The sequence below is a fragment of the Methylobacterium mesophilicum genome (assembly GCF_022179445.1).
GTDB classification, from domain to species: domain Bacteria; phylum Pseudomonadota; class Alphaproteobacteria; order Rhizobiales; family Beijerinckiaceae; genus Methylobacterium; species Methylobacterium mesophilicum.
In genome coordinates, this window is sequence record NZ_BPQU01000048.1 from 1 (window position 1) to 25,532 (window position 25,532).

General features: G+C 69.7%; 31 protein-coding genes. 14 read left to right on the plus strand and 17 right to left on the minus strand.

Annotation, left to right across the window (positions count from 1 at the left end; all coding sequences use genetic code 11):
* The first annotated feature begins 163 nt into the window (after positions 1-163).
* The 3 genes from MFF40_RS26325 to MFF40_RS26335 all read left to right on the plus strand — a co-directional run bounded on the left by MFF40_RS26325 (position 164) and on the right by MFF40_RS26335 (position 2,674).
* Positions 164-796 (plus strand): TetR/AcrR family transcriptional regulator, encoded by a 633-nt coding sequence (locus MFF40_RS26325; protein ID WP_147854887.1) that lies wholly within the window; start codon positions 164-166, stop codon positions 794-796.
* A 36-nt stretch (positions 797-832) separates the two neighbouring features.
* Positions 833-1,852 carry a ketol-acid reductoisomerase gene (gene ilvC, locus MFF40_RS26330; protein WP_147854888.1) on the plus strand — a complete coding sequence of 340 codons (1,020 nt, stop codon included), beginning with the start codon at positions 833-835 and terminating at the stop codon, positions 1,850-1,852.
* A gap of 168 nt (positions 1,853-2,020) precedes the next feature.
* On the plus strand, positions 2,021-2,674 hold the full coding sequence (locus MFF40_RS26335) for a pyridoxamine 5'-phosphate oxidase family protein (RefSeq protein WP_147854889.1): 654 nt from the start codon (positions 2,021-2,023) through the stop codon (positions 2,672-2,674).
* Positions 2,675-2,839: 165 nt separating this feature from the next.
* Here MFF40_RS26335 and tam read toward each other — a convergent pair whose 3' ends face one another.
* From tam to MFF40_RS26355, 4 genes are all read right to left on the minus strand, one after another.
* Positions 2,840-3,622, minus strand: a complete 783-nt coding sequence (tam, locus tag MFF40_RS26340; protein WP_147899235.1) for a trans-aconitate 2-methyltransferase — start codon at positions 3,620-3,622, stop codon at positions 2,840-2,842.
* A gap of 22 nt (positions 3,623-3,644) precedes the next feature.
* Positions 3,645-4,346, minus strand: a complete 702-nt coding sequence (locus MFF40_RS26345) for a haloacid dehalogenase type II (protein ID WP_147854891.1) — start codon at positions 4,344-4,346, stop codon at positions 3,645-3,647.
* Complete coding sequence (trpS, locus tag MFF40_RS26350; protein WP_147854892.1) at positions 4,343-5,407, minus strand: tryptophan--tRNA ligase; 1,065 nt, start codon at positions 5,405-5,407, stop codon at positions 4,343-4,345. The genes MFF40_RS26345 and trpS overlap by 4 nt, the downstream gene beginning before the upstream one ends.
* A 93-nt stretch (positions 5,408-5,500) precedes the next feature.
* Positions 5,501-6,262 carry an endonuclease III domain-containing protein gene (locus tag MFF40_RS26355; RefSeq protein ID WP_238262867.1) on the minus strand — a complete coding sequence of 254 codons (762 nt, stop codon included), beginning with the start codon at positions 6,260-6,262 and terminating at the stop codon, positions 5,501-5,503.
* Between MFF40_RS26355 and MFF40_RS26360 the strand changes: the two genes are divergently transcribed.
* Positions 6,261-6,452: a hypothetical protein gene (locus MFF40_RS26360; RefSeq protein ID WP_147854894.1), complete on the plus strand. Its 192-nt coding sequence runs from the start codon at positions 6,261-6,263 to the stop codon at positions 6,450-6,452. The two genes, MFF40_RS26355 and MFF40_RS26360, sit on opposite strands and share 2 nt — an antisense overlap.
* A gap of 122 nt (positions 6,453-6,574) precedes the next feature.
* Here the strand turns inward: MFF40_RS26360 and MFF40_RS26365 are convergent, their stop codons facing one another.
* Positions 6,575-7,315, minus strand: a complete 741-nt coding sequence (locus MFF40_RS26365) for a GyrI-like domain-containing protein (protein ID WP_147899234.1) — start codon at positions 7,313-7,315, stop codon at positions 6,575-6,577.
* A 197-nt stretch (positions 7,316-7,512) separates the two neighbouring features.
* On the opposite strand from MFF40_RS26365, the gene dapF reads away from it, so the two are divergent.
* Together dapF and mtaB are read left to right on the plus strand one after the other, a co-directional pair.
* Positions 7,513-8,400 (plus strand): diaminopimelate epimerase, encoded by an 888-nt coding sequence (dapF, locus tag MFF40_RS26370; protein ID WP_147899233.1) that lies wholly within the window; start codon positions 7,513-7,515, stop codon positions 8,398-8,400.
* On the plus strand, positions 8,400-9,626 hold the full coding sequence (gene mtaB / locus MFF40_RS26375) for a tRNA (N(6)-L-threonylcarbamoyladenosine(37)-C(2))-methylthiotransferase MtaB (RefSeq protein WP_147899232.1): 1,227 nt from the start codon (positions 8,400-8,402) through the stop codon (positions 9,624-9,626). The genes dapF and mtaB overlap by 1 nt, the downstream gene beginning before the upstream one ends.
* Before the next feature lie 25 nt (positions 9,627-9,651).
* On the opposite strand, the gene MFF40_RS26380 is transcribed toward mtaB, so the two are convergent.
* Both MFF40_RS26380 and MFF40_RS26385 read right to left on the minus strand, forming a co-directional pair.
* The gene (locus MFF40_RS26380) at positions 9,652-10,293 is read right to left on the minus strand and encodes a hypothetical protein (protein ID WP_187278230.1); all 642 of its coding nucleotides are present in this window, start codon (positions 10,291-10,293) and stop codon (positions 9,652-9,654) included.
* A gap of 305 nt (positions 10,294-10,598) precedes the next feature.
* Positions 10,599-11,273, minus strand: coding sequence for an RluA family pseudouridine synthase (locus MFF40_RS26385; protein ID WP_147899025.1), 675 nt, complete (start codon positions 11,271-11,273; stop codon positions 10,599-10,601).
* Between the two features lie 57 nt (positions 11,274-11,330).
* Here MFF40_RS26385 and ftsY point away from each other — a divergent pair, with 57 nt between their 5' ends.
* The gene (gene ftsY / locus MFF40_RS26390; protein WP_147899024.1) at positions 11,331-12,686 is read left to right on the plus strand and encodes a signal recognition particle-docking protein FtsY; all 1,356 of its coding nucleotides are present in this window, start codon (positions 11,331-11,333) and stop codon (positions 12,684-12,686) included.
* Here the strand turns inward: ftsY and MFF40_RS26395 are convergent.
* Positions 12,683-13,072 carry a type II toxin-antitoxin system VapC family toxin gene (locus MFF40_RS26395; protein ID WP_238262869.1) on the minus strand — a complete coding sequence of 130 codons (390 nt, stop codon included), beginning with the start codon at positions 13,070-13,072 and terminating at the stop codon, positions 12,683-12,685. The two genes, ftsY and MFF40_RS26395, sit on opposite strands and share 4 nt — an antisense overlap.
* Complete coding sequence (locus MFF40_RS26400) at positions 13,069-13,329, minus strand: hypothetical protein (RefSeq protein ID WP_147899022.1); 261 nt, start codon at positions 13,327-13,329, stop codon at positions 13,069-13,071. The genes MFF40_RS26395 and MFF40_RS26400 overlap by 4 nt, the downstream gene beginning before the upstream one ends.
* A gap of 87 nt (positions 13,330-13,416) precedes the next feature.
* Here MFF40_RS26400 and MFF40_RS26405 point away from each other — a divergent pair, with 87 nt between their 5' ends.
* Positions 13,417-14,031: a septation protein A gene (locus tag MFF40_RS26405; RefSeq protein ID WP_238262871.1), complete on the plus strand. Its 615-nt coding sequence runs from the start codon at positions 13,417-13,419 to the stop codon at positions 14,029-14,031.
* Between the two features lie 60 nt (positions 14,032-14,091).
* On the opposite strand, the gene MFF40_RS26410 is transcribed toward MFF40_RS26405, so the two are convergent.
* From MFF40_RS26410 to MFF40_RS26425, 4 genes are read right to left on the minus strand one after another with little or no spacing between them, the layout of a single operon-like run.
* Entirely contained in the window at positions 14,092-14,700 is a 609-nt protein-coding gene (locus tag MFF40_RS26410; RefSeq protein ID WP_147855019.1) for a DsbE family thiol:disulfide interchange protein, read from the minus strand.
* Positions 14,697-14,840 carry a heme exporter protein CcmD gene (gene ccmD / locus MFF40_RS26415; protein ID WP_238262873.1) on the minus strand — a complete coding sequence of 48 codons (144 nt, stop codon included), beginning with the start codon at positions 14,838-14,840 and terminating at the stop codon, positions 14,697-14,699. The genes MFF40_RS26410 and ccmD overlap by 4 nt, the downstream gene beginning before the upstream one ends.
* Before the next feature lie 10 nt (positions 14,841-14,850).
* Positions 14,851-15,648: a heme ABC transporter permease gene (locus tag MFF40_RS26420; RefSeq protein WP_147855017.1), complete on the minus strand. Its 798-nt coding sequence runs from the start codon at positions 15,646-15,648 to the stop codon at positions 14,851-14,853.
* Positions 15,649-15,678: 30 nt separating this feature from the next.
* Positions 15,679-16,608, minus strand: coding sequence for an AraC family transcriptional regulator (locus MFF40_RS26425; RefSeq protein WP_147855016.1), 930 nt, complete (start codon positions 16,606-16,608; stop codon positions 15,679-15,681).
* A 117-nt stretch (positions 16,609-16,725) separates the two neighbouring features.
* Between MFF40_RS26425 and MFF40_RS26430 the strand changes: the two genes are divergently transcribed.
* From MFF40_RS26430 to MFF40_RS26445, 4 genes are all read left to right on the plus strand, one after another.
* Complete coding sequence (locus MFF40_RS26430; RefSeq protein WP_238262875.1) at positions 16,726-17,703, plus strand: SDR family NAD(P)-dependent oxidoreductase; 978 nt, start codon at positions 16,726-16,728, stop codon at positions 17,701-17,703.
* Between the two features lie 593 nt (positions 17,704-18,296).
* The gene (locus MFF40_RS26435; RefSeq protein ID WP_147855014.1) at positions 18,297-19,694 is read left to right on the plus strand and encodes an MATE family efflux transporter; all 1,398 of its coding nucleotides are present in this window, start codon (positions 18,297-18,299) and stop codon (positions 19,692-19,694) included.
* A 491-nt stretch (positions 19,695-20,185) separates the two neighbouring features.
* On the plus strand, positions 20,186-20,872 hold the full coding sequence (locus MFF40_RS26440) for a trna delta -isopentenylpyrophosphate transferase (protein ID WP_147855013.1): 687 nt from the start codon (positions 20,186-20,188) through the stop codon (positions 20,870-20,872).
* A gap of 33 nt (positions 20,873-20,905) precedes the next feature.
* Entirely contained in the window at positions 20,906-21,217 is a 312-nt protein-coding gene (locus MFF40_RS26445; protein WP_147855012.1) for a hypothetical protein, read from the plus strand.
* A 12-nt stretch (positions 21,218-21,229) separates the two neighbouring features.
* Here MFF40_RS26445 and MFF40_RS26450 read toward each other — a convergent pair whose 3' ends face one another.
* The gene (locus MFF40_RS26450; RefSeq protein WP_147899019.1) at positions 21,230-21,979 is read right to left on the minus strand and encodes a tRNA1(Val) (adenine(37)-N6)-methyltransferase; all 750 of its coding nucleotides are present in this window, start codon (positions 21,977-21,979) and stop codon (positions 21,230-21,232) included.
* Entirely contained in the window at positions 21,976-22,200 is a 225-nt protein-coding gene (locus MFF40_RS26455; RefSeq protein WP_147855101.1) for a putative signal transducing protein, read from the minus strand. The genes MFF40_RS26450 and MFF40_RS26455 overlap by 4 nt, the downstream gene beginning before the upstream one ends.
* 167 nt (positions 22,201-22,367) lie before the next feature.
* Here MFF40_RS26455 and MFF40_RS26460 point away from each other — a divergent pair, with 167 nt between their 5' ends.
* Positions 22,368-23,381, plus strand: a complete 1,014-nt coding sequence (locus MFF40_RS26460; protein WP_147855100.1) for a polyprenyl synthetase family protein — start codon at positions 22,368-22,370, stop codon at positions 23,379-23,381.
* A 19-nt stretch (positions 23,382-23,400) separates the two neighbouring features.
* On the opposite strand, the gene ftrA is transcribed toward MFF40_RS26460, so the two are convergent.
* Positions 23,401-24,381, minus strand: a complete 981-nt coding sequence (gene ftrA, locus MFF40_RS26465; RefSeq protein WP_238262877.1) for a transcriptional regulator FtrA — start codon at positions 24,379-24,381, stop codon at positions 23,401-23,403.
* 104 nt (positions 24,382-24,485) lie between these two features.
* On the opposite strand from ftrA, the gene MFF40_RS26470 reads away from it, so the two are divergent.
* Positions 24,486-25,100: a glutathione S-transferase family protein gene (locus tag MFF40_RS26470; protein WP_147855778.1), complete on the plus strand. Its 615-nt coding sequence runs from the start codon at positions 24,486-24,488 to the stop codon at positions 25,098-25,100.
* Between the two features lie 59 nt (positions 25,101-25,159).
* Here the strand turns inward: MFF40_RS26470 and MFF40_RS26475 are convergent, their stop codons facing one another.
* The gene (locus MFF40_RS26475; RefSeq protein WP_238262879.1) at positions 25,160-25,390 is read right to left on the minus strand and encodes a hypothetical protein; all 231 of its coding nucleotides are present in this window, start codon (positions 25,388-25,390) and stop codon (positions 25,160-25,162) included.
* Positions 25,391-25,532: the final 142 nt, after the last annotated feature.

A 25,532-nucleotide genomic window follows, 5' to 3' on the forward strand; every position in this document is an offset into this window, starting at 1 on the left:
TGAATCACGCAAAAGGCAACACCGAAATCCATTCCTTTCAAGCGATCGCCCTGCCGAGCGGCGCCGGGCCCCTTGCAGCGCCCGGCGAATCGCTCTATCGAGCGTACCGTACGGTACGGTACTGGGAACGATGCCTTCGAACCTTGCAGAGCGTCGGGAGACGATGGAGGCAGGCGCCCAGGCGCCGGAGCCGCCATCCGTGCGCCAGCAGGCGGTGCTCGACGCCGTGCTCGCCCTCATGGTCGAGGACGGGGATCAGCTCACCATGGATGCCGTGGCCCGCCGGGCGAGTTGCTCCAAGGAGACGCTATACAAGTGGTTCGGCGACCGCGACGGCCTGCTGACCGCCACCGTGCGGTGGCAGGCATCCCGGGTCCATGCCGGCCGCGAGGCCGTCCAGGCGCTGGACGGCACCAGCCTGCGGGAGCATCTTCAGGACTTCGCGGTCTCCTGGCTGACGGTGATCGCGAGCCGCACCTCGGTGGCGCTGAACCGGATCGCCGTCGCCCATGCCGGCTCGCGCAAGAGCAACCTCGGCGGCATCGTGCTGGCAAACGGCCGCTTCGCCATCGGAGAGCGGGTGAAGCCGGTGCTGGAGGCCGGGCGCGCGGCGGGGCTGCTCGCCTTCGCCGACAGCGAGGCGGCGTTCCGGACCTTCTTCGGCCTCGTCGGCCGGGATATCCAGATCCGATTACTGCTCGGCGAGGCGCTCGACCTCGACGCGGATGAGATCCGGCGCGATGCGGAGCGCGCCGTGGACCAGTTCCTGGCCCTGTACGGCCAGGCCAATGCCTAACCCCACCCGAAACCATCACCTGAAGAGGAAACCGACATGCGGGTTTATTACGATCGCGACGCCGACCTGAACCTGATCAAGGGCAAGAAGGTCGCCATCGTCGGCTACGGCAGCCAGGGCCACGCCCACGCGCTCAACCTGCGCGATTCCGGCGTGAAGGACATCGTCATCGCGCTGCGCGAGGGCTCCGCCACGGCCAAGAAGGCCGAGCACGAGGGCTTCAAGGTCCTGTCGGTGGCCGAGGCCGCCAAGTGGGCCGACGTCGTGATGATGCTCACCCCCGACGAGTTGCAGGGCGACATCTACCGTGAGTCCCTCGAAGGCAACATGAAGCAGGGCGCCGCCCTCCTGTTCGCCCACGGCCTCAACGTCCACTTCAACCTGATCGAGCCGCGCAAGGACCTCGACGTCCTGATGGTCGCCCCGAAGGGCCCCGGCCACACCGTGCGCTCCGAGTACCTGCGCGGCGGCGGCGTGCCGACCTTGATCGCCATCGCCCAGGACGCCTCCGGCAACGCCCACGATCTTGGCCTGTCCTACGCCTCGGCCAACGGCGGCGGCCGCGCCGGCATCATCGAGACCACCTTCAAGGAAGAGTGCGAGACCGACCTGTTCGGCGAGCAGGCCGTGCTCTGCGGCGGCCTCGTCGAGCTGATCAAGGCCGGCTTCGAGACCCTGGTCGAGGCGGGCTACGCCCCCGAGATGGCCTATTTCGAGTGCCTGCACGAAGTGAAGCTGATCGTCGACCTCATCTACGAGGGCGGCATCGCCAACATGAACTACTCGATCTCCAACACGGCCGAGTACGGCGAGTACGTCACCGGCCCGCGCATCGTCACGCCCGAGACCAAGGCCGAGATGAAGCGCGTGCTCAACGACATCCAGTCGGGGACCTTCACCCGCAACTGGATGCTGGAGAACAAGGTCAACCAGACCTCGTTCAAGGCGACCCGCGCCAAGCTCGCCACCCACCCGATCGAGGAGGTCGGCACCAAGCTCCGCGCCATGATGCCGTGGATCTCCGAGAAGGCGCTGGTCGACAAGACCCGCAATTGATTTGGGATTTGGCGGCCGGGCTTTGCTCGGCCGCACCTCGGGGGCCGGTCACGCGAAAGCGAGGCCGGCCGTTTCCATTGACGGTTGCCGAACGCGGCCCTTCCCGACAATAACCGCCTCAGCGGTCCCGCCTGCATGAGGACCCGACAGGGTTGGAGAGGACACGCCATGGCATCGCTCTATTCGGACGTGCACCGGGCGCTACAGACCGAGTTCGGCACCACCAAGCTCGCCGTGCGGCTGGACGAGGATTGGGTCCACGAGAGCATCCAGCCGGACGAGGGCGCCTTCATCGCCTCCCGGGACATGTTCTTCCTGTCCACGGTGGATCCCGACGGGATGCCGACCGTCTCCTACAAGGGCGGGCCCCGGGGCCTGGTGAAGGTGCTCGACGAGAACACGCTCGCGTTTCCTGGCTTCGACGGCAACGGCATGTTCTACTCGATGGGCAACATCGAGGGTCAGGCCAAGGTCGGCCTGCTGTTCATCGACTTCGAGACGCCGCACCGGATCCGGGTTCAGGGCCACGCGACGCTGCTGCGCGACGACGCCCTGATGGCCGAGTACACGGAGGCCAAGTACCTGGTGAAGGTCGCGGTGAAGAAGATCTGGGTCAACTGCCCGCGCTACATCCACAAGTATCAAAAGCTCGAGCAGAACAAATACGTCCCGACTCCCGGCCGCGAGACCCCGCTTGCCGCGTGGAAGCGCCTCGACCTCGCCGGCGACGTGATCAGCGATGCGGACAAGGCTCGCGTTGCCCAGGAGGGCAAGTTGGAGGTCGCCGAGTACGAGGCGCTGGTCGCCCGCGGCGAGGCCTGAACGAACACCCCGCGCACGGCTCACCGTCATTGCAAGCGCGAGCGAAGCGACCCAGGGCAACGCACGATCCCCGGAAGGTGTATTGCTGGGCAATGCGCGCAATGACGGTGCGGGACGATGCTATGGCGCGCGCGATGTCAGCCGTGCCCGCCGAAGCCGGAGCCGCTACCCGCCTTTGCGGGCCACGATGAACACCCGTGGAAACGCCAGCAGGCGCAGCCCGTCGCTGCGGCGCGGGTAGCCGGTGTCGATGGCGGTCTCGTAGGCGGCCAGGAACCCGGCTGCCTGGTCCGGATCCAGCGGATCGAGGAACGGCCGCAGCCCTGTGGCGCGGACCCAATCCACGATGGCGGCGGCATCCGCCATCGGGTGGTGATAGGCGGTGCGCCAGACATCCACGTCGGCCGCCAGCGGCGCCAGCAGGTCGTAATAGCCGGCCGGGTCCAGCATCCGGCCGAGGCGCCCGGCCACAGCCGGGTCGCCGATCGCCGCAGCCCAGGGGCCGGCGGAGGCGGTCTCGCGCATCAGGCGGTGTGACGGCTCGGCGAGGTTGTCGGGCATCTGCACCGCCAGCACGCCGCCGGGCCCCAGAAGGCCGAACAGCCGGGGCAGGAGCGCCGGATGGTCGGGCAGCCATTGCAGCACCGCGTTCGCGTAGATCAAGTCCGGTGCACGCTCCGGTGCCCAGGTCTCGGCGTCGGCAAGCGCGAAGGCGAGGCCGGGCAGGCGGACCCTTGCGCTCTCCAGCATCGCCGGAGAGGTGTCGAGCCCGACGACCTCCGCATCGGGGAAGCGTTCCGCGATCAACGCGGTGGAATTGCCGGGGCCGCAGCCGAGATCGTAGGCGAGGCGCGGCCTGTCGAGGGGCACCCGGGCCAGCAACTCGGCCGCCGGGCGGGTGCGCTCGTCCTCGAAGCGGGTGTAGAGGGCGGGGTTCCAATCGGCCATCGTGTCCCCCTTTGCTCCATCGTCAGCAGCCGAGTTGATCGGCCAGGTCTGCGAGGTCCCGGGCCGCGTAGGTGACCGGGACCGTGGGCGCTGTCTCGCCGCCGGCCGGTCCGTGCTCGTGGGGCCGGGCGATGTGGGTGGTGGACAGGCCGTGGCTTGCCGCCGCCGCGAGATCGTTCGAATGGGCCGCGACCATCAAGGTCTCGCCCGGCGTGAAGCCGAAGGCCGCCACCGCGTCGCGGTACAGCGCGGGCCTGGGCTTGTAGTCGCGGGAGTAGCCGGCCCCCAGGATCGCGTCGAAAAGCAGCCCGTTGCGCCGGGCGAGGTCGGCCATGAGCCGGACATGGCCGTTGGAGTTGGGCGCCAGGAGGTGACGCTCCCGCAGGCGGCCCATCGCGTCCGGCACCTCGGGCCAGGCATCGAGCCGGTGCCAGGCCTGGACCAGCTCCCGCCGTACGTCGTCCGGCACGCCCGCGATGCCGAACTGCGCCAGCACGCCGGGGAGCGATTCCGCCTGCAGGGTGTCGAGATCGACGTAAGCGCGCGCGCCGGAGCGCACGGTCTCCATCGACGGGCCGTAACATCCGCGCCAGGCATCGGCGAAGGCGCCGGCATCGAGCGCCGGCGCGTGAGCACCGAGCAGGCGCCCGGCCTCCCGGGCCACCCCGGAGCGCCAGTCGACGAGCGTCCCGAAGACGTCGAAGACGAGCGCCCGGATCGTCACCGCACCGCCTGGAGGTTCGGGCTCCGGCGCACGAAGCCGACGATGTCCTTGACCGCGTCCAGCGTCTGCGCCGCGATCGTCTCGGCCCGCCCGGCACCGTCGGCCAGCACGGCGTCGATATGGCCGGGATCGGCGGTCAGCCGGCGCATCTCCCCGGCGATCGGCGCGAGGTTCGTCACCGCGAGGTCGGCAAGGGCCGGCTTGAAGGTCGAGAACTGCGCGCCCCCGAAATCGTGCAGCACCGCCTCGCGGGTGATGCCGGCGAGCGCCGCGTATATCCCCACGAGGTTGTCCGCCTCCGGGCGCTCCTTGAGCCCCGCGATCTCGGAGGGCAGCGGATCGGAATCCGTCTTCGCCCGGCGGATCTTCTGGGCGATGGTGTCGGCCTCGTCGGTGAGGTTGATCCGCGCGTTGTCGGACGGGTCCGACTTCGACATTTTCTTGGACCCGTCCCGCAGCGACATCACCCGCGCGGCCGGACCCCCGATCAGCGGTTCGGTGATCGGGAAGAACGCCTCGCCATGGCCGTGCGCCGCGATCGACTTCGAGAAGTCGGTGTTGAACTTCTGGGCGATGTCCCGGGTCAGCTCCAGGTGCTGCTTCTGATCCTCGCCCACGGGCACGTGGGTGGCGCGGTAGGCCAGGATGTCGGCCGCCATCAGCACCGGGTAATCGTACAGCCCGATCGAGGCGTTCTCCCGGTCCTTGCCGGCCTTCTCCTTGAATTGGGTCATGCGGTTCAGCCAGCCCAGCCGCGCGACGCAGTTGAAAACCCAGGCGAGCTCGGCATGCTGGGGCACCTGGCTCTGGTTGAACACGATCGCGCGCTTGGGGTCGATGCCGGCGGCCAGGAACGCGGCCGTGACCTCGCGGATCTGGCCGCGAAGCGCCTCGGGGTCCTGCCAGACGGTGATCGCGTGCATGTCGACCACACAGTACAGGCACTGCGCGTCGCGCTCCTGCATCTCCACGAAGCGTTTCACCGCCCCGAGGTAGTTCCCGAGATGCAGGTTGCCTGTGGGCTGGACGCCCGAGAAGACCAATTCGGTGAACGCGGCCATCGGCGCCGATCCTGAGCAGTACATAGCCGGGGCTCTGCGCCTGCCGGGCGCGGGGTTACTCGCACCCGCGGCCGGGACCGGTCAAGGATGCGCTCACGGCTCCCGGGCCGCCAGAGCCGCGCTCGGGCACAGATCGACCAGGACGCAGCGCCCGCAGGCCGGGCGGCGATGATGGCAGACCTGTTGGCCGTGCAGCATCAGGATCTCGTGATTGTCGTAGAGGTCCTGCGCGCTCCAGTCGGCGGGCAGTTGCGCCCGCAGGATCGGGTGCGAGGGCCCGACATCGATCCGCGGCCCGATCAGGCCGAGGCGCTGGGCGACGCGGTGGTGGTGGCTGTCCACCGGCAGGGCCGGCATCCGCAGGGTCGAGAAGGACAGCACGGCCGCGCTGGTCTTCGGGCCGTTCCCCGGGATCGCCTCCAGCCAAGCGCGCGCCGCCGCGATATCCAAGTCGGCCAGGAAACCGAGATCGAGGCTGCCGCGGCGCTCGCGCACGGCGACGAGCACGTCGCGGATCCGCGGCGCCTTCAGCTCCGGCCAGGTCACGCCGGCGATCGCGGCCTGAATCTCCGACACCTCGGCGTCGATCACCGCCTCCCAGTCCGGGAACCGGGCGCGCAGGGCCTTGAACGCCCGGCCGGATTCGGCGTTGCGGGTCCGGTGCGAGAGCAGCGACGAGATCAGCTCGCTCAGCGGATCGAGGTTGTGGAAATACGGAATCGGGCAGCCGTAGACCGGGCAGAGCCGGGCATGGACCGCGCGCGCCTTGTCGGCCACCGCCGGGTCGGCCGGCGCGGCGACGGATTTACGACGCGGCGCGGATGCGGTGGCGGTCGGGAAGAGGGAGGTCGGCATGCTCGGGGAATCCCCAAGCCGCCGCTGCTGTTCCGGGCTGCCGAATACAGCGGCGATCTGTCCCTTCGGTCAAGACGATGCGACGTTCGCGAGTGGTTACTGGATCATCGTGCCAGGGAAGGGTTTTCTGACAGATCGCGGCGTCGCCGAAGTCCATTCTTCGATCGGCGATTTTTCGATGACCGGATAAGGCGCATCGTCATTCCGGGGCGCCGCAGGCGAGCCCGGGATGACGGGGCGGCTGAGTGAGCCCCGGCGAGATCGCGGCCGCCGAACGAAACAAGACTTCTTTTCGCGACCGTGTCCGGCGGCCTACTTCACGAGCGCAAAGATATTCACGTCGAGGTTGTCGTCGGTGCCGTCCTTGAGGTCGGTGGCGTATTCCTCGACGAAGCGGTCCTGGACGACGATGTCCTTGGCGTCGAGATAGGCCGTCAGCGTCTCGTAGGTGCTATCGATCGACTCGTAGGAGCCCTTGTGCGGGAAGCGCAGGGCCTTGCCGGACGGGGTCGTGCCGAAGCGCAGGCCGTCGGCCTCCGCGGGCGCCGGGCTCGGAGAAGCGGCCACCGGGATCATCGCCTCGTACTCGAAGCCGTCGTCGTCGGTGCGGGTGAACACCGCCAGCGGCCGGCCCGCGGGGGCGATTCCGGCCTTGGCGAGATCCGCCTCGATCCGCGCGAAGGCCTGCCTCAGGTTGACGATGGCCTCCTCCCACTTGGTCTTGCCCGAGAGGATCGCGGCGGGCTTGGCCGGCAGGGTCACCTCGTCGACGTCGCCGGGCTCGCCGGGCTTCTCGATGAGGGTCGGGCGCCCCGGCGTGCCGACGGCCGCCTGGCCGGCGGGGGGCGGAGCGATCGCCTGCTGCGGCGCCGGGGCGGCGCTCTTGGTCGGGTCGGCGACCGGGTTGGGCGCCGTCGTGGTCGGCAGCGGGCTGGTCTGGGCCGGGGACGGCGCGGTGGAGGGCGGCGGCGCGGGCTGCTGCTGCGCCGTGACCGGTCCGGCGGCGAAGACCAGGGCGGTCGAGACGGCGACGAGGGAACGAAGGCGGATCACGGGGGCGCTCCGGTCGGGTCCCGGCGGATCGTCGCGTGGGCTCCCGCCGGTTAACCTAATGGCGATCCGGCCCGCCCGCGAGGGCATGGGTCACGAGAGTCGCGGGTGCGGCGCATCTGCCACGCCGCGCGCGCCCCTCGCTTAGGGCAGAGCGTTTTGCCATATAGCTGGCCGATCCCCTCAAACCCTCTGGCCGCATGAGCGCACTCGCCCATAGACGCTTTTTGAAGATGCACGGCGCCGGCAACGCGATCGTGGTGCTGGACTTGCGCGGCTCGGCGACCCAGGTCCGCCCGGAGGAGGCCCGGGCGATCGCGCAGGATCCCGGCTCGCGCTTCGACCAGCTGATGGTCCTGCACGATCCCGTGAGCGCCGGCACCGACGCGTTCATGCGGATCTACAACACCGACGGCTCGGAATCCGGCGCCTGCGGCAACGGCACCCGCTGCGTCGCCTACGCGATGCTCGACGACCCGGCCATGGCCCGCCCCGCCGAGGGCGGCCGCCTGGTCCTGGAGACCGCGGCCGGGCGCGTCGGCGTGCGCCGGATCTCGGAGCGCGCCTTCACGGTCGACATGGGCCGGCCCAAGCTCGCCTGGGACGAGATCCCGCTCTCCGAGCCGTTCCCCGACACGCGGCGGATCGAATTGCAGATCGGCCCGATCGACGATCCGATCCTGCATTCGCCGGGGGTCGTGAACATGGGCAACCCGCACGCGGTGTTCTTCGTGGACCGGGATCCCGCGTCTTACGATCTGGCCCGGATCGGGCCGATGCTGGAGAACCACCCGCTGTTTCCGGAGCGGGCCAACATCTCCGTGGCGCAGGTGACCGAGCGCGAGGCGATCACCCTGCGGGTCTGGGAGCGCGGCGCCGGGCTGACGCTGGCCTGCGGCACGGCCGCCTGCGCCACCGTGGTGGCGGCCTCCCGCCTGCGCATGATCGGCCGGCAGGCCAATGTCCGTCTCCCCGGGGGCGAGCTGTTCGTGGAATGGCGCGCCGACGACCATGTCCTGATGACCGGCCCGGTCGCGCTCGTCGCCGAGGGCAATCTGGCGCCGGAGCTGTTCTCCGGCATCGCCTGATGGCCGTCGAGACCCTCACCTTCGGCTGCCGGCTCAACACGGTGGAGTCGGAGGCCCTGCGCGTCCACGCGGCGGCGGACGGGCGCGACCGGGTGGTGGTCAACACCTGCGCGGTCACCCAGGAAGCCGGCCGGCAGGCCCGCAAGGCGATCCGCCGGATCGCCCGCGAGCGGCCCGGGACCGAGATCGTGGTCACCGGCTGCGGCGCCGAGGTCGAGACCGAAGCCTACGCGGGAATGCCCGAGGTGTCGCGCCTCGTCGGCAACGCAGAGAAGCTGAGTCCTGCCGGCTGGTCGCCCGCCGGCACGGGCCCCGGCGCCGTGATGGCGGCTCGCACGGTGGCGCCGACGCGGATCGACGCGATCGCCGGCCATACGCGGGCGTTCGTGCCGGTGCAGAACGGCTGCGACCACCGCTGCACCTTCTGCATCATTCCGTTCGGCCGGGGCGCCTCGCGCTCGGTGCCGGTGGCCGACGTCATCGCCCAGGTCGAGACGATCGTGGCCCATGGCGGCCGCGAGGTCGTGCTCACCGGCGTCGACCTCACCGCCTATGGCCGCGACCTGCCTGGACCGTCGGTCTCCCTCGGGACGCTGGCGCGGGCGATCCTGCGGGCGGTGCCGGACCTGGCGCGCCTGCGCATCTCCTCGATCGACTCCGTGGAGGTGGACGACGCGCTGCTGGCGGCGATCGCCGAGGAGGAACGGCTGATGCCGCACCTGCACCTCTCGCTGCAGGCCGGCGACGACCTGATCCTCAAGCGGATGAAGCGCCGGCACAGCCGCGCCGACGCTATCCGCTTCTGCGAGACCGTCCGCGCCCTGCGCCCGGACGTGGTGTTCGGCGCCGACCTGATCGCGGGCTTTCCCACCGAGACCGAGGACCAGTTCACCCGATCCCTCGACCTCGTGGCCGAATGCGGGCTCACGTACCTGCACGTCTTCCCGTACTCAGCCCGCCCCGGGACGCCCGCCGCCCGCATGCCCCCGGTGGCGGCCGAGACGATCCGCGATCGGGCAGCCCGCCTGCGCGAAGCCGGTGCCGACGCGTTGCGCCGACACCTCGACGGCCAGGTGGGACGCACCCTCACGGTCCTGGCCGAGCGCGGCGGCACCGGCCGAAGCGCGGATTTCACCGCCGTTCGGCTGGCCGGGGCGGCCGACGCTGGGACGTTCCACGCTGTCACGATCGCGGGGCATGACGGGGCGCGGTTAATCGCCGGATAGATGCCCTTGTTGCGAGAGCTTCGCCTCAATCGCGGTGTTGCATCGTTGGCTGCCTCTCAGAGGCTGTCGCGGTCCCATCGAGGCCGCCGGGCGTGGCAGGCGTCTTCCAGGGCACGTACCCGACGAAGTTGATGTCAAACGACACCCGCGGCTTCGGCCAGAGCACGAGTCGCAGCGGCCTTGAGACCGCCCGCGTCAGAACACGTGGACGTTTGGAGAGACGGTCGTAGAGCAGTATTACCGACCGGTCCTGTTTCGTCCCGGTCGCGAGATCGATATTCGTGTCGGCCCACATCAGCTCGACCTGGAGTTTACCTGGCCGATGCAAGATCTTGTAGCCGCCGACGCGTATAACGTCCGGGAGCAGGCCGATCTCCTTCACTCGAGGCTTGCCGGCGTCGATACGCACGTTGCCCAGGCCGGAGGCAAAGCCCTCGACGCCCTTGTCCGGTGTATGATCCTCGTAGCGGAAAGAGATCTCGTTGCGTTTCCGAGAGAGCGGCACCTTCTCGATTAGCAACCCGGCGTCGCCGGGATCGAATGCGGCGCCATCGGCCAATAGGCGCTCGATCGCGGCGTTGATCTCGAACCGCTCGTTGATTGTCAGCATGCGGACGCCGCCTTCCCGATTTCCGATGACCGCGTCGGCGGTCGATACATGGCTCATACGATCACGATGCAGAACGGGAGTGAGATAACCATAGGATTGGACAGGCGGGGCGGCCCATCGTCTACACACATCAGCACAGATTTCTGCTTCGTGAAATAAATTATTATGCTACGTCGCTATAAATTTTGCGTGTATGTAATGATCGTAATAAAAAGCTACGCAAAATTACTGAAATATGACCAATATAATTACAGAAAAATGTTATTGTGCCAAAAAATTTGCCGAATAAAAATTAAATACTCGTGATGCCGGCCCGGATGCCTTTTCGAGGCGCGGCATTCCACGGCCGATGTGGCGGAAACCTACGAACTCGTCCCCGCCACGGCGTCCGCGATATGCGGCGGCGGCGGCGCCGTGACGGTGATCGCCTCCCGCTTCGGGTAGAGCGGGATCGTCAGCGTCCGCGCGTGCAGGTGCAGGCTGCCGCCCCGGGGGGCGCTGCCGTAGATCGAATCTCCCAAAATCGGCCAGCCGGAGGCGGCGCAATGGACCCGGAGTTGGTGCGTGCGGCCGGTCACCGGCTTCAGCTCCAACCAGGTCCGGCCGCCGGCCCGGCCGAGGACGCGCCAATGGGTGAGGGCCGGGTCGCCCGCCGGGTCGGCCTTCATCCACCAGGAGCGCGGATCGTCGGAGCGGCGCGCCAGCGGCAGGTCGATCCGGCCGGAATCCGCGTCGGGTCCGCCCTCGACGACGGCCCAGTAGGTCTTGTCCACGGCGCTGCCGGAAAACAGCTTGCCGAGCCGGGCCAGTGCCTTGGCGTGGCGCCCGAGCGCCAGGCAGCCGGAGGTGTCGCGGTCGAGCCGGTGGGCGGCCTCGGGTCGGCGCGGCAGGCCGAAGCGGAGGCCGTCGAGGTGATCGGTCAGGGTCTCGCCGCCGCGCGGGCCGGGATGGACCGGCAGGCCCGGCGGCTTGTCGATGACGAGCAGCAGGGCATCGCGGTAGAGGAGGCGGGCACCTATGTCGAAGGTGAGTGACATCCGGTTGGGCTAGTGGCTCAAGGCCGGGTGGGCAAGGTGGGGCGAGGACGCGATTTCATGGCGAGCGAGGACAAGCCCGGCTGGTTCGGGCGCCTGTTCGGGCGCAAGGGTTCCGATGCGGCCGACCAGACGGTCGAAGAGACGGCGGAGACGGAACTCCCCGCGGATGCGCCGGCCTCGCCCGCCGAGGGCCAGCCCGACTACGCCACCGGGGCCGAGGATGTCGCCCACATTCCGCTGCCGCCCGAGGAGACGGAAGCGCCCGTCGCCGACGTGGTCGAGGGGGCGGACCTGCTGCCGATCGAAGGCGAGCCCGAGCGGCCGCCCGCCGGCACGGCCGGCGACGACCCCGCGCACGGCGCCGCCCCGGTCGATACCGGCGACGCGAACCGTGAGCCGGCGGTCGAGCCGGCGCCCGACATCCAGCCGGTCGATGCCGCCGCTGCGCTGGCCCACGATGCCGGCGCAGGGCCTGACCGGGAGCCCGAGGCCAAGGGCTGGTGGACGCGGCTCACCTCCGGGATGAAGCGGACCTCGTCGGCGCTGACCGACCGGGTCACCGGCCTGTTCACCAAGCGCAAGCTCGACGCCAACACCCTGGAGGATCTGGAGGACGCCCTGATCCAGGCCGATTTCGGCCTGGAGACCGCGACGCGGATCTCGGACGCGGTCGGCAAGGGCCGCTACGAGAAGGGCATCTCACCCGACGAGGTCCGGGCGATCCTGGCCACCGAGGTCGAGCGGGCGCTGGAGCCCGTGGCGGTGCCGCTCTCCATCGACGCGACGAAGAAGCCGTTCGTGATCCTGACCGTCGGCGTCAACGGCGCCGGCAAGACGACGACGCTGGGCAAGCTCGCCTCGAAGCTGCGCGCCGAGGGCCGGACCGTGATGCTGGCGGCCGGCGACACGTTCCGGGCGGCGGCGGTGGAGCAGCTCAAGGTCTGGGGTGCGCGCACCGGTACCCCGGTGGTGAGCGGCAGCGCGGGCGCCGACGCGGCCGGCCTCGCCTTCGACGCGCTCAAGCAGGCGACCGCCGCCGGGACCGACGTGCTGCTGATCGACACCGCCGGCCGGCTCCAGAACAAGGCCGGGTTGATGGCCGAGTTGGAGAAGATCGTCCGTGTGCTGCGCAAGCAGGACCCGGAGGCCCCGCACGCGACGATCCTCGTCCTCGACGCCACCGTCGGCCAGAACGCGATCTCGCAGGTGGAGCTGTTCTCCCAGGCGGCGCCGGTCTCTGGCCTGGTCATGACCAAGCTCGACGGCACGGCGCGCGGCGGGATCCTGGTGGCGTTGGCGGCCAAGTTCGGCCTGCCGGTCCACTTCATCGGCGTCGGCGAGGGCGTGGAGGATCTGGAGCCGTTCGCGGCCCGGGACTTCGCCCGGGCGATCGCAGGGCTGGAGAAGGATTAGGCTGCGATACGAAGCACATCGGTCCTGGCGAAGTCGTTACCCTTGAACAGGAGCGGTGCGTTCAGCCTCCGGGCCAGGGCGTCGGCGAAGCAATCGCCGAAGTTCAGCCCGGCCGAGTGCCCGCCCTTGCCGTAACGGGCGAAGGCGTCGGCAGCCACCTGGGCGAGGGCGTGGTCGACCGGGACGACGGCGATGCGACGTGCCAGGATCCACTCGTCCAGCACTGCTCGTCCGTCCGCCACACGCGAGGCGACGATGGCGCATTCCAGATAAGTCGCTGCCGCCATCGCGGGGCTTTCCGCGAGTGCCAGCACACGAGAAAAGGCTTCAGCCTCGGGTTCTCGGCGCTGGATTGCGACGAAGGCTGACGAATCGACGACGATCACGCAGGAAGACCGCTTTCATCGCAGGCGAGGATCTCCTCGATCGGACGCGGATCCACGATCCGGCTCGCCTCGAAGCGACGGCGCATCGTCTCATCGGCGGCCAATCCCTCGGCGATGCGGCGCTCCGCCGCCGTCTCCACCCGCGCCTGCTCCCGTCGCAGCAACTCCAGCAACAAATCCGGCGCAGCGCGGTGGGTGGTGGCCGTGAGGTCGGCGAGGAGCGCCTCGACCTCGGCGTTGTCGATCGTGATGGACATCGTCAGCCCCGCGTTCCACACAGCCTCGAAACCGCCAGCCAGGCCTCCAGCCTAACGCGAGTGCCGCATCCGAGCCAACTGACGCGCATGCAGATCGAATCCGTTCCGCCCCGCCGCCACCTGCCGCCGCTCGTGAAGCTGGCGCTGGAGCTTGGACCGCTCGTCATCTTCTTCCTGGGCAACGCCTATTCGGAACGACTCGGCGTTGCGCCGGACCAGAAGCTGTTCGTGGCCACCGGGGTGTTCATCGCGGCGACCGTGGTGGCGCTGGCGGTTCACTTCGTGCTGGTGCGGCGGCTGCCGATCATGCCGCTCGTGTCCGGCGTGGTCGTGGTGGTGTTCGGCGGGCTGACGCTGGCGCTGCAGGACAAGACCTTCATCATGGTCAAGCCGACCATCGTGAACGCGCTGTTCGGCACCGTGCTGCTCGGCGGCCTTGCCTTCGGGCGCTCGCTCCTGTCGGTGGTGCTCGATTCGATGTTCAGCCTCACCGAGGAGGGCTGGCGCAAGCTCACCTTCCGCTGGGGTCTTTTTTTCTTTGTTCTGGCGGCCTTGAACGAGATCGTTTGGCGGACCCAGACCGAGGATTTCTGGGTGAACTTCAAGGTGTTCGGCATCATGCCGCTCACCGTGGTGTTCGCCCTGGCGCAGACGCCGCTGCTGACCCGCTACGAGCGCAAGGAGCCTCAACCGGGCGAGTAAGCCTCTTGATGGCGTATCATCCTGTTCCGAAAGCCGGCGGCGACCTTTCGGGATAATACGTTAGCGCGCCTCCGCGACCTTCCCGGCCGCCCGGATCCGCGCCAGCACGCTGGCGTAGTTCTCCGGCGTGAGGATGCCGACGAGCTTGTCGCGGATCACCCCGTCGGGCCCGACCACGAAGGTCTCGGGCACGCCGTAGACGCCGAAATCGATCGCCGCGCGCCCGTCGGCATCGGCCCCGACCGCGCGGAACGGCACCCCGTGCCGGGCCAGGAAGCGCTGGCCGGCGGCGGGGGTCGGCTCCTTGTAGTCGATGCCAACCAGCTGAATCCCGGGCTCCCGGGCGAGCCGCATCAGCATCGGGTGCTCGACCTGGCAGGGCGCGCACCACGAGGCGAACACGTTGATCACCGTGACCTGGCCCTTCAGGTCGGCGCTGGAGAGGCCCGGCACCGGGGCGTCGCCGGCTTTCAGGCCCGGCACCGCCGGCAGGCTGAAGCTCGGCACCGGCTTGCCGATCATCGCGGAGGGGAGGGCGGCCGGGTCGGCGCCCGAGCGCAGGCGCAGGAACAGCACCGCCGCCAGCGCGGCGAACGCCAGGACCGGCAGCACCAGCAGCAGCGAGCGGCGGACCGGGGGCGGCCGGTCCGTGATGTCGTCGCCGCTCACCGCCGCTCCTCCCCGAAACCCTTCAGGGCGCGCCGTTGCGCCCACCGGTCCCGCAGGCCGTTGCCGACCAGCCCGGCCATGACCAGGGCCGTGAAGGCGTAGGCGGCGACGATGAAGCCGCCGTGAGAGCCGAGATCCATCGGTAAGGTCCTAGACCGGCTGCCCGACCGGCATCCCGGCGGGCTTCGGCGTGAGGCGCGGCTGCGTGCGGTCCAGGCGCTCGGCCTCGCGGATCGTCAGCGTCCGCACCCGGCGGCGCATGATCTCGGTGCGCATCGCGTAGAGGTGGAGGGTGATCCCGCCCAACGTCGCGGCGCCGATCATGATCAGCAGCGGGTAGAGCATCGACGGATCGATGCTGGAGCCGCCCATGCGCAGGATCGAGGCCGGCTGGTGCAGGGTCGACCACCAGTTCACCGAGAACTTGATGATCGGCAGGTTCACCGCGCCCACGAGGGTCATGATCGCCACCGCGCGGGCGGCCCGGTTCGGCTCCTCGAGGGTGCGCCACAAGGCGATGATGCCGCAATAGATCAGCAGCAGGACCAGCATCGAGGTCAGCCGCGCGTCCCAGACCCAGTAGGTCCCCCACATCGGCTTGCCCCAGAGCGAACCGGTGACCAGGCAGATCAGCGTGAACGCCGCCCCGATCGGCGCGGCGGCGCGTTGCGCCACGTCGGCCAGCGGGTGGCGCCAGACCAGGGTGCCGATCGCCGACACGCTCATGGCGCCGTAGAAAAACACCCCGAGCCAGGCCGCCGGGACGTGGATGTACATGATCCGGACGGTCTCGCCCTGCTGGTAGTCCGGCGGCACGGCGAAGAAGGTCAGGTACAGGCCGACCGCCAGCGCGCCGAGCGACAGGGCGGTGAGCCACGGCACCAGCACGCCCGACCACCGCATGAAGTGGCTCGGGTTCGACAGGCGGGTCCAGAGGGAGGGCGTCATGGCGTCTGTCTCGGACATCGTTCCTGCGGTCTAGCCCAGGGTGCGGTGCAGCAACAATGCGGCCTTTGTCCGCCGATACTGCATCGGCGTGCAGGCCATGTGCCGCCGGAAGGCGGTGCGGAACGCCGTCTCGGATTCGTAGCCGACGGCATACGCGATCGCGGCGACGGGATCGTCGGAGCGTAGCAGCCGGTCGGCGGCGCGCTGCATCCGCCCGCCGGCGAGATAGGCGAGCGGCGGCTGGCCGACCACCGCGCGGAACGTGGCCGCGAAAGTCGTGCGCGACATGCCGGCGCGCGCGGCGAGTTCCGCCACGGTCCAGCGCCGGGCCGGCTCCGCGTGCAGGGCCGTGAGCGCCCGGGCCAGCCTTGGATCGGTGAGCGCCCCGAGCCAGCCGGTCGGCCGCGCGGAAGCGAGCCAGAGCCGCAGCACCTGCAGCAGCATGATCTGCGCGAGGTGGTCGGCCATCAGGGCGCCGCCGGGCGCGCCCTGGCGCAGTTCCACGGCCAGCTGGTCCAGCGCCCAGCGCAGGATCGCGGCCTGGTTCGAGGCGTCCCGGATCGGCACGATCGCCGGCAGCGCGTCGAACAGCAAGCCGGCCGCATCGCCCGCGAAGAAGAACCGTCCGCCGACCAGGAAGAAGTCGCCGCCGCCGTTGCAGGTCGCGACCGTGTCGGCCGCGTTGTCGTAGATCGCGGCGGACTCGATCGCCGGAAGCGTCAGGTCGGTGGCGAGGTGGAACGGGCGGCCCCGGGTCAGCAGGAAGCAATCGCCGGCCGCCATCCGGACCGGCTCGGGCTCGCCCTTGACCGCAACCCAGCAGGTACCCCGCATCACGGCGTTGAACTTGATCCCTTCATGGGCGGGGAAGCGGATCGCCCAGGCGCCGCCGGCATCGAGCCCCGCGCTGAGTACGCTTTGGGGCCTGAGCATCGCGAGAACGTCGGAGAGCGGATCCATGGCGCGAACCGGACGCCCGCGCAGGATTCGCGGACGCCTAAGCATGGAGCGTCCGGCATTCCGGGTCGATCGTCTGCGCGCGCCGGCAGCATCGCCGGGCCGCCCTTGAGCAAGACCATGATTGATCATCAAACGCCGCTCGGATCCGGTTTCGGCGCCCGCAGCACCGCCTCCGACGTCCTGGCCGGGCGCGACCTGACGGGGCGTTTTGCGGTCGTCACCGGGGGGCATTCGGGCCTGGGTATCGAGACCACCCGTGCGCTCGCAGCCGCGGGCGCTGAGGTCCTCGTCGCCGCCCGCGATCCGGACGCCGCCCGGATCGCCACGCAGGATATTCCCCGGACGACGGTCGACGCCCTCGACCTGTCGGACCTCGGTAGCGTCCGGCGTTTCGCCGAGGGCGTCCTGCAGGCTGGCCGGCCGATCGACTGGCTCATCAACGATGCCGGCCTGATGGCCTGCCCGGAGATGCGGGTCGGGCCGGGCTGGGAAGCGCAGTTCGCCACCAATCATCTCGGCCATTTTGCCCTGACCAACCGCCTTCTACCGCTGCTTGCGAGCGGCGCCCGGGTGATTGCCTTGTCCTCGGCCGGGCACCACCTCTCGCCGATCCGCTGGAACGACGTGATGTTCTCCGGCGGCTACGATAAATGGCACGCCTACGGTCAGTCGAAGACCGCCAACGCCCTGTTCGCATTCCATCTCGACCGGCTGGGACGGGACCGGGGTATCCGCGCCTTCTCCCTGCATCCCGGAAAAATCTTCACGCCGCTCCAGCGCCACCTGACCCGGGCCGAGATGATCGCGGAGGGCTGGCTCGACGCGCAGGGCGCGCCAGTGGATCCGACATTCAAGACACCGGCCCAGGGCGCCGCCACCCAGGTCTGGGCGGCGACTTCGCCGCTGCTCGATGGGCTCGGCGGCCTGTATTGCGAGGATTGCGACGTGGCCGTGCGCGCGGAGGTGGCGGGCGCCCCGTTCGTGGGCGTCAAGGCGTATGCGGTGGATCCTGACGCGGCCGCGCGTTTGTGGGCGCTGTCCGTCAAGCTGACTGAGACCGGATTTCCCGAGGGGGCCGGCCGTCCCGGTTCGTGATCGCGCGGTCCGGAGATACGCCACGTTTGGAGGGCGTTCGCCGCTTCGATCCATTTGGCGGTGCCGGTGTCCGAAACAGCTTGCGGCGCTCGCCATTGTGGCCCGGACGTCACAAGCGCTGGCGGATAACGGCGGCGATGACGATGGCGGGCGAGTCACCGGCCGCCATCCACCCGACGCCCGCACGTGTCACGATTGCACGTCGCCTCAATATAGATTACGTTCAACATGAAAGTGCGGCCATGCCGCCCGGCGCGCGGCGTTCGCATGGCGCGTGTCCGCATGCCGGGCGGTCGGCCACTCCGTGGGGTCCATCGATGGCCGAAGAAGCGCCTGGGCTGCCGACCGCCGTCGGCCTGGTCGTTTATCCCGGGCGTTGGCGAGCCTTGGCCGAGTGCCGCATGAGCGACGCGGCCGGCCACCCCGTCGCGACCGCGCGCACGACCGGCCTTCCGTTCGATCTGCCCGGTGCCGTGACGCCTCCAGCGGCCGGTCAAGCGACCGCAACGTTCACGACGCCGCCGATCCCTCGGCCGGTGTCGCCTCGGCCATCGTGCCTGCTATCAAACCCGTCAGGCCGTGAGGGCTCCGCCATGGACAACCGAACGCGTCGCCTGCTCGAAGCGCCGCTCGTGCCGACCCTGGCTCGGATGGCCGGGCCGAACGTCGTGGTGATGGTCGTCCAGACCTCCATTGGCCTGATCGAGACCTATTTCGTCGCGAAACTTGGCACCGACGTCCTGGCCGGCATGGCCCTCGTCTTCCCGGTCGTCATGCTGGTCCAGATGCTGTCCGCCGGCGGCATGGGCGGCGGCATCCAGTCGGCGGTCGCGCGCACTCTGGGCGCCGGCCGGACGACCGAGGCCAGCCTCGTCGCTTGGCACGCTGCCGCCATCGGCCTCGGACTGGGTCTTTTAACCAGCCTGCTCGCGCTGCCGTTGGGACCGCACCTCTACGCCGCGATGGGCGGCACCGGAGGATCGCTCCAGGCCGCGACGGCCTACGCGAACGTCGTGCTCGGCGGAGCGGTCCTGATCTGGCTGTTCAACGCGCTGGCGGCCGTGATCCGCGGTACCGGCAACATGGCCCTCCCGGCCGGCGTCACCTGTGCCGGAGCCATCGTGCTGATCCCGCTCTCGCCGGCGCTGATCTTCGGCTGGGGTCCGTTCCCCAGGCTCGGCGTCGTGGGTGGGGGCGTGGCTGTCGCGGCCTACTACGCCGCCGGCACCGCCGTCTTCGCCGCCTCCATCTGGTCTGGCCGTGGCGTCCTGCACCCGAGCCGGCGCCTCCCGAGACTCACCTGGGCGCCGTCCCGCGAGATCCTGCGCGTCGGCCTGCTCTCTGGCATCGCCAGTGTGACGTCGAACGTCACGGTCATCGCCGCGACGGGCTTCGTGGGAACGGCGGGGCCGGCCGCGGTGGCTGGATATGGAACCGGCGCCCGGCTGGAATACCTGCTGGTCCCCCTCGTGTTCGGGCTCGGTTCTCCCATTGCCGCCATCGTCGGGACCGCTCTCGGTGCCGGACTGCATGCCCGCGCCCGTCAGGCTGCGCTGACCGGCGCCATCGTGGCCGGTCTTCTGACGGAGGCCATCGGTCTTGCAGCCGCCATGTATCCGGAGGCTTGGCTCGGTCTGTTCGGGGGCGATCCGGCCATGATGGCCACCGGCTCGTCCTATCTCCGCATCGTCGGACCGTTCTACGGGTTCTTCGGGGCCGGACTTGCTCTCTACTTCGCGGCCCAGGGCGCAGGCCGTGTCGGCTGGCCGCTCACAGCCAGCATCCTCCGGATGGGGGTGGCGCTGGGGGGCGCCTGGGTCGCGGCAATCTTCGGGCTCGGTCCCGCGTGGATGTTCGCTGCCCTCGCGGCAGGGCTCGTCACCATGGGCCTCGTCAACGCGACAGCTTTTGCAACGGGGAGAATGTTCTTGACCCAGGCCGCTCCAAAGCCGGCTGTTGCGCCCCAAATCCTCACGACGGCGGTTGAATGACCCCGAAAGGCGCGGAGCCGCCAAACCTGCCGCTCGATGGATGGCCGTTTCGAAGCCGGCATCAACCTGTTGATGCGGCATGGTCGAGCAGGTCGCGGAACGTCCACCTTTCAACGGGGGGCAGGTCTACTTCCCGTCTCGAACCGAAATTGCCTGACGACCGACCAATCACTGCTTTCGGGAAGCATTGATGAAGTCCGGTTGAATCGGCAGAGGGCGAACCAGCCCGGACCGATCGCCGCCCTGAGCCGCGAAACGAAATCCGAACGACGCACCATCACCGCCCGCGCTGCAAACCGATCCCCGGATCCATCCTGCGACACCCCTGCACGCACTGACGCAGCCCCCTCCAATCGACGCGGACAGCCGACCTCGACCCTTGCGAACGCCATCGCAATCCCGCATATACGATGAAACAAAACAGGAACAAAAGAGCGTCGCCGTAGAAACCTGTGGATGACGCGGCCTTCTCTCACCGGAACGAGCCCCGCATGCGAACCGCCGACAAGCAGATCGCCGACATCCTGGTGCGCTACGGGGAGCCCTTCGGGGGCAACGTCTGGCGCGTGCAGGGCACGGCTGTGATCTACCACAAGACGCTGGAGCGGATCGCCGCGCAGGCCGGGATCGTGTTCGAGCCGCCGACGATCATCCGGGCCGAGCGCGACGAGGCCGTGCTGCTGGTGACCGGGCGCCTGCCCGGGGCCAAGGTCGGCGCGAAGCCGGCCGCCGACCGGGTCGAGTGGTCGATGGGCGAGGCCCTGGTCAACGTGAACTACCGCGTCTCGGGCAAGCAGGCGGCCTACGTCTACGCCATGGCGGAAAAGCGCGGGAAGGACCGCGTCATCCTCAAGCTGATCGAGCTTCACGGCCTGGTCTACTCGGAGGAGGAGGCCGACGAGTTCCGCACCCAGCTGCCCACCGTCCGGGCCGTGGACGAGGATTTCGAGGAGGCCCAGCCCTTCGACGAGGTCACCGAGGCCGAGGGCGACCTCAAGCGCCGCATTGACGGTGCCGAGACCATCAACGACGTGACCGACCTGATGCTCGACGGCGCCACCCAGGCAATCCTGGCGGCGATGCCGCCCGGCACCCGCGACGAGGTCCGCGACTACGCCAAGGCGCGCCTCGTGGCGCTCGGCTGGCCCAAGCGCACCGGCCGCCGCAGCGCGGCCTGAATTCTCGAACTCTCAAACCCGCAGGAGACCGCCATGCATCGCACGACGCGCCGCCGTACCCTGAAGGCCCGCCGGGACCATCACCTCGGCTGGAGCATCGAGACCCTGTCGTACAGCCCGACCCGGATCGTGCGCCTGGGCGACGAGAAGGTGGCGATCCTGTTCCCGCCGGTCGAGCCCGGGGCCGAGTGGCAGCTCTATCCGCATCCCGACACGTTCCCGGGGCTCAACTTCGAGGGGCTGCCCGAGCCGCTGCGCCCCGAGTTTCTGGGCTTCTCGGACCTGCCGGCCGTCGAGCGGTTCCTCGGCATCGACGACGCGGTGCCAACGGCCCTCGCGGCCTGACGAGCCGGTTCCCTACGTCGGCGGCCAGGGCGCGCCCCGGTGGAGCGCCTCGGCCTCCGGGGTGAAGATCTTGGGGTCGGAGCCGTGCAGCACCAGCGGCGGCAGCAGGCTCGGAGCCGCGCGGCTGCCCCGGATGGCGGCGATCAGCACCCGGATCGCCGGCGCCTCGGCCCGGGCGTGGACCGGGCGGATCGCGATCCCGCCGTAGCGGCCCGTCATGGCGTCGAGGCAGGCCGGCAGGGTGTCCGCCCGGTGGATCAGCCCGAGCCGGCCCCCCGGCCGCAGGATCGCCGTGCAGGCGCGGATCCAGAGGTCCAGGCCGCTCTCGGGAAACGTGTGCGCCATCGCCTTGCCTGGATGCGGGGAGGGGCGGTGGCGGCCCGCGGTGAAGAACGGTGGGTTGGTCAGGACGAGGTCGAAGCCGTCGGGCTCCAGCCCGGCGGCGCGGCGCTCGGCCGCCGGCGCCAGCACGTCGGCCTCGATCACCGAAGCCGCGATGCCGTTGAGGGCGGCGTTGGTCCGCGCCATCCCGGCCAGCTCGGGATCGCGCTCCACCAGGGTCGGGCGGGTGCCGGGATGGAGCGCCGCGCAGGCCAGGCCCACCGCGCCGGTGCCGGCGCCGACATCGCACAGCCGCTCCCCCGGCGCCGGGACCAGCAGCCGGGCGAGCAGCACCGCATCGGTCCCGGCCCGGTGCGCCCCCCGGGGCGGCTGATGCAGGCGCACAATCCCGCCCAGGAAGGCATCGGGCTCCGGGCTCACGGGTCACGCAACTCGTGCGCGAGCCCGGCATCCGTGAGCAACCGGCGGGCCTGGGGCGCCCAATCACCCGGAACCATCAGGCGCTGACCGAACGCCCCGATCGAGCCTTCCATCACGCTCATGTGGGTGTCGGCCACCAGGACCGGGATCTCGGCAGCCTCGAGCACCGAGCGGGCAAAGCCGATCAGCACGGGATCATTCGCAGAAATCAGTACGATCATCGCAATTCTTCGAAGGATGCCGGTCGTCCGGCGCATTCGTCGCGTTCGCTGCGCATTCCCTTCGCACCATATCCTCCCTGCGCCGATGTTGCGGCGCCGCGAGGCGCGTGCGAAGGGATCGCCCGCCCCCTGCGGGGGAACCGGACTGGAGGTCGCGGATCTTGGGTATGGCCCTCTCCATCGAGAATCCGAAGCCCGAGACCGAGGCGGGGCTGAACGACCTCGTCGCGCTGGTGGCGGACGGCATGGCGCGGGTCAACACCACGATCCTGTCGCGCACCGGATCCGACGTGGCGATGATCCCGGAGGTGGCCAACCACCTGATCGCCAGCGGCGGCAAGCGCCTGCGCCCGATTCTCACGCTCGCCTGCGCCAAACTCTGCGGCTACGCCGGCGACGGCGACGTGAAGCTCGCCGCCAGCGTCGAGTTCATGCACACCGCGACCCTGCTGCATGACGACGTGGTCGACGAGAGCGACATGCGCCGCGGCCGCGTCGCCGCCCGGATTAAATGGGGCAACGAGGCCTCGGTGCTGGTCGGCGACTTTCTGCTGGGCCAGGCCTTCCGGATGATGGTCGAGGTCGGCTCCTTGCGGGCGCTCGACATCCTGTCCGCCGCCGCCACGGTGATCGCCGAGGGCGAGGTGATGCAGCTCACCAACGCCAAGAACCTCGAAACCGACGAAGCCGCCTACCTGGCGGTGATCCGCGGCAAGACCGCCGAGCTGTTCGCCGCCGCCTGCGAGGTCGGCCCCGTACTCGCCGGCCGGCCGGAGGCCGAGCAGGTCGCGGCCCGCGCTTACGGGATGAACCTCGGCATCGCCTTCCAGCTGATCGACGACGTGCTCGATTACGGCGGCACCTCGGCCGAACTCGGCAAGAATGTCGGCGACGATTTTCGCGAGGGCAAGATCACCCTGCCGATCGTGCTGGCCCACCGCCGGGCCAGCGAGGGCGAGCGCGGCTTCTGGCGTCGGACCCTGCAGCAGGGCGAGATCGGCGAAGACGACCTCGGTACGGCCCTCGACCTGCTGCAGCGCCACGGCGCCCTGGAGGAGACGGTGGCCCGCGCCCACCAGTACGGCGCCCAGGCGCGCGCCGCCCTCGACGTCTTCCCGGACGGACCGGTGAAGGCCGCGCTCAACGGCGCGGTGGATTTCTGCGTGGCCCGGGCGCGCTGAGGCGCATCGCTCAAGCGGCCTACCGGAGCGGAAGCCCCGCCGGGTGTGCCGTGAAGCTGCGCCGATAGGCGGTCGGGGTGACCCCGACGAGGCTGCGGAAGTGGCTGCGCAGGGCCGGCGCCGAGCCGAACCCCACAAGCCGGGCGATCTCGTCCACCGGGCGCCTCGTCTCCTCGAGCATCGTCCGCGCCTCCGCCAGCCGCTCGGCGACGAGCCAGGCCCCCGGCGCATGGCCGGTGGCGGCTCGGACGTGGCGGTGGAGGCTCCGCACGCTGAGACCGGCCTCGTGCGCCATCCGCTCGACCGTCCAGGCCGCGCCGAGGCTTTCGCGGACGCGATCGAACAGCAGCCCGAGCTTGGTGCCGGCGTGCTTCGGAACCGGCCGCTGCACGAACTGCGCCTGGCCGCCGTCGCGATGCGCGTGGACGACCATGCGGCGCGCGACCGTGTTGGCGACCTGCGCGCCGAAATCCATCCGCACCACGTGGAGGCAGAGATCGAGACCGGCCGCGCTGCCGGCCGAGGTCAGGATCGAGCCCGCGTCGACATACAGTACGTCGGCGGCGACCTGGACACCCGGGAAGGCGGCGAGCCGGTCGGTGAAGTGCCAATGCGTCGTGGCCCGGCGGCCCGCCAGCAGGCCGGCCTCGGCGAGTACGAAGGCGCCGGCGCAGATCGCGACGAGGCGCGCCCCCCGGGCATGGGCCCGCCTCAGCGCCGCGATCAGGGGAGCGGGCATCGCCCCCGCGGGACCGCGCCAGCCCGGGACGACGATCGTCCCGGCGTGGTCGAGGAGTTCGAGGCCGCCATCGGGCTGCACCACGACCCCGCCGGTGCCCCGCAACGGCCCCGGTTCCACGGCCGCAATGGCGCAGCGGTACCAGCGCGAGCCGAATTCCGGCCTGGGCAGGGCGAAGACCTCGACGGCGCAGCCGTACTCGAACGTGCACAGCCCGTCATAGGCCAGGATGACGACGGCGTGGCTCGGCGATTTTGGCATGATCTCATCGGTAATGGCCGATCGTGCCACTGGCAACGGCGCCGTCCGCGGAAGAGATTTCTCCGGTCCGCACAGCAGGATGCGGCCGCCCCAAGGATGTCGTCATGCGTTTGATCGGTATGCTCGATTCCCCCTATGTCCGCCGCGTCGCGATCACGCTGCGGATGGCCGACATTCCGTTCACGCACGAGTCGGTGTCGGTCCTGCGGGACGTCGAGAGGTTCCGCGCGGTCAACCCCGTGATCAAGGCGCCGACACTGGTCACCGACGACGGGATCACGCTGATGGATTCGACGCTGATCCTGGCGCACTTGTCCGCAATGCGGCCGGATCGCGCGCGGTTGATGCCCGTGGACCTCGCCGGGCATGCCCGGGCCTGCCGCATCCTCGGCCTCGCCCTGGCGGCCGCCGACAAGACCGTGCAACGCGTCTACGAGCGCAATCTGCGTCCTGAGGACAAGCAGCACGCCCCCTGGCTCGACCGGATCCATGCGCAGCTCACAGCCGCCTATCGAGAGCTGGAGCGGGAAGTCGAGTTGCAACAGCCGTGGCTGTTCGGGTCGGCGCCGCTTCAGCCGGATATCACCGCTGCGGTGGTCTGTCGGTTCACGCGGACCGTGGATGGCGACGCGGTCCCGGAGGCCGACCATCCGAACCTCACCGCCCTGTGCGCGCGCGCCGAAGCGCTGCCGGCCTTTCGGGAGTGCCCGGTCGCTTAAAGCATCGTTCCGAAAGGTGGCCGCCGGCTTTCGGGAGGATGGCTGGGTCGCAGAAGGCGTCACGGATCCCGGGTCGAAAGCCACCAGGTGCCGCCGTCATACCAGCAGCCCGCATCGGGCGGCGCGTCGAAGCGGATCGACCGGACCGCGGCGAGGGGTCTTCGTGCGAAGGCCTCGGATAGCCCGTCTTCGGCCACCTCCCGCAGGCCCTGAAGCGGGATGAAGCTCGCCATGGAGACGAAACGGGCCAGCCAGGCTGCGTCTGCCGCGGTTCGGCGAACCAGCAGCATGCCGCCCCGGCGGTTGGCAGCCTGAAGCGGGAACAGAAGCCGTCCCTCTGGCCGCAGCGCGTCGAGCCAGGCGCGGGCAGGGCGCGGTCAGGGCGATCGCTTGAAAGGAATGGATTTCGGTGTTGCCTTTTGCGTGATTCAC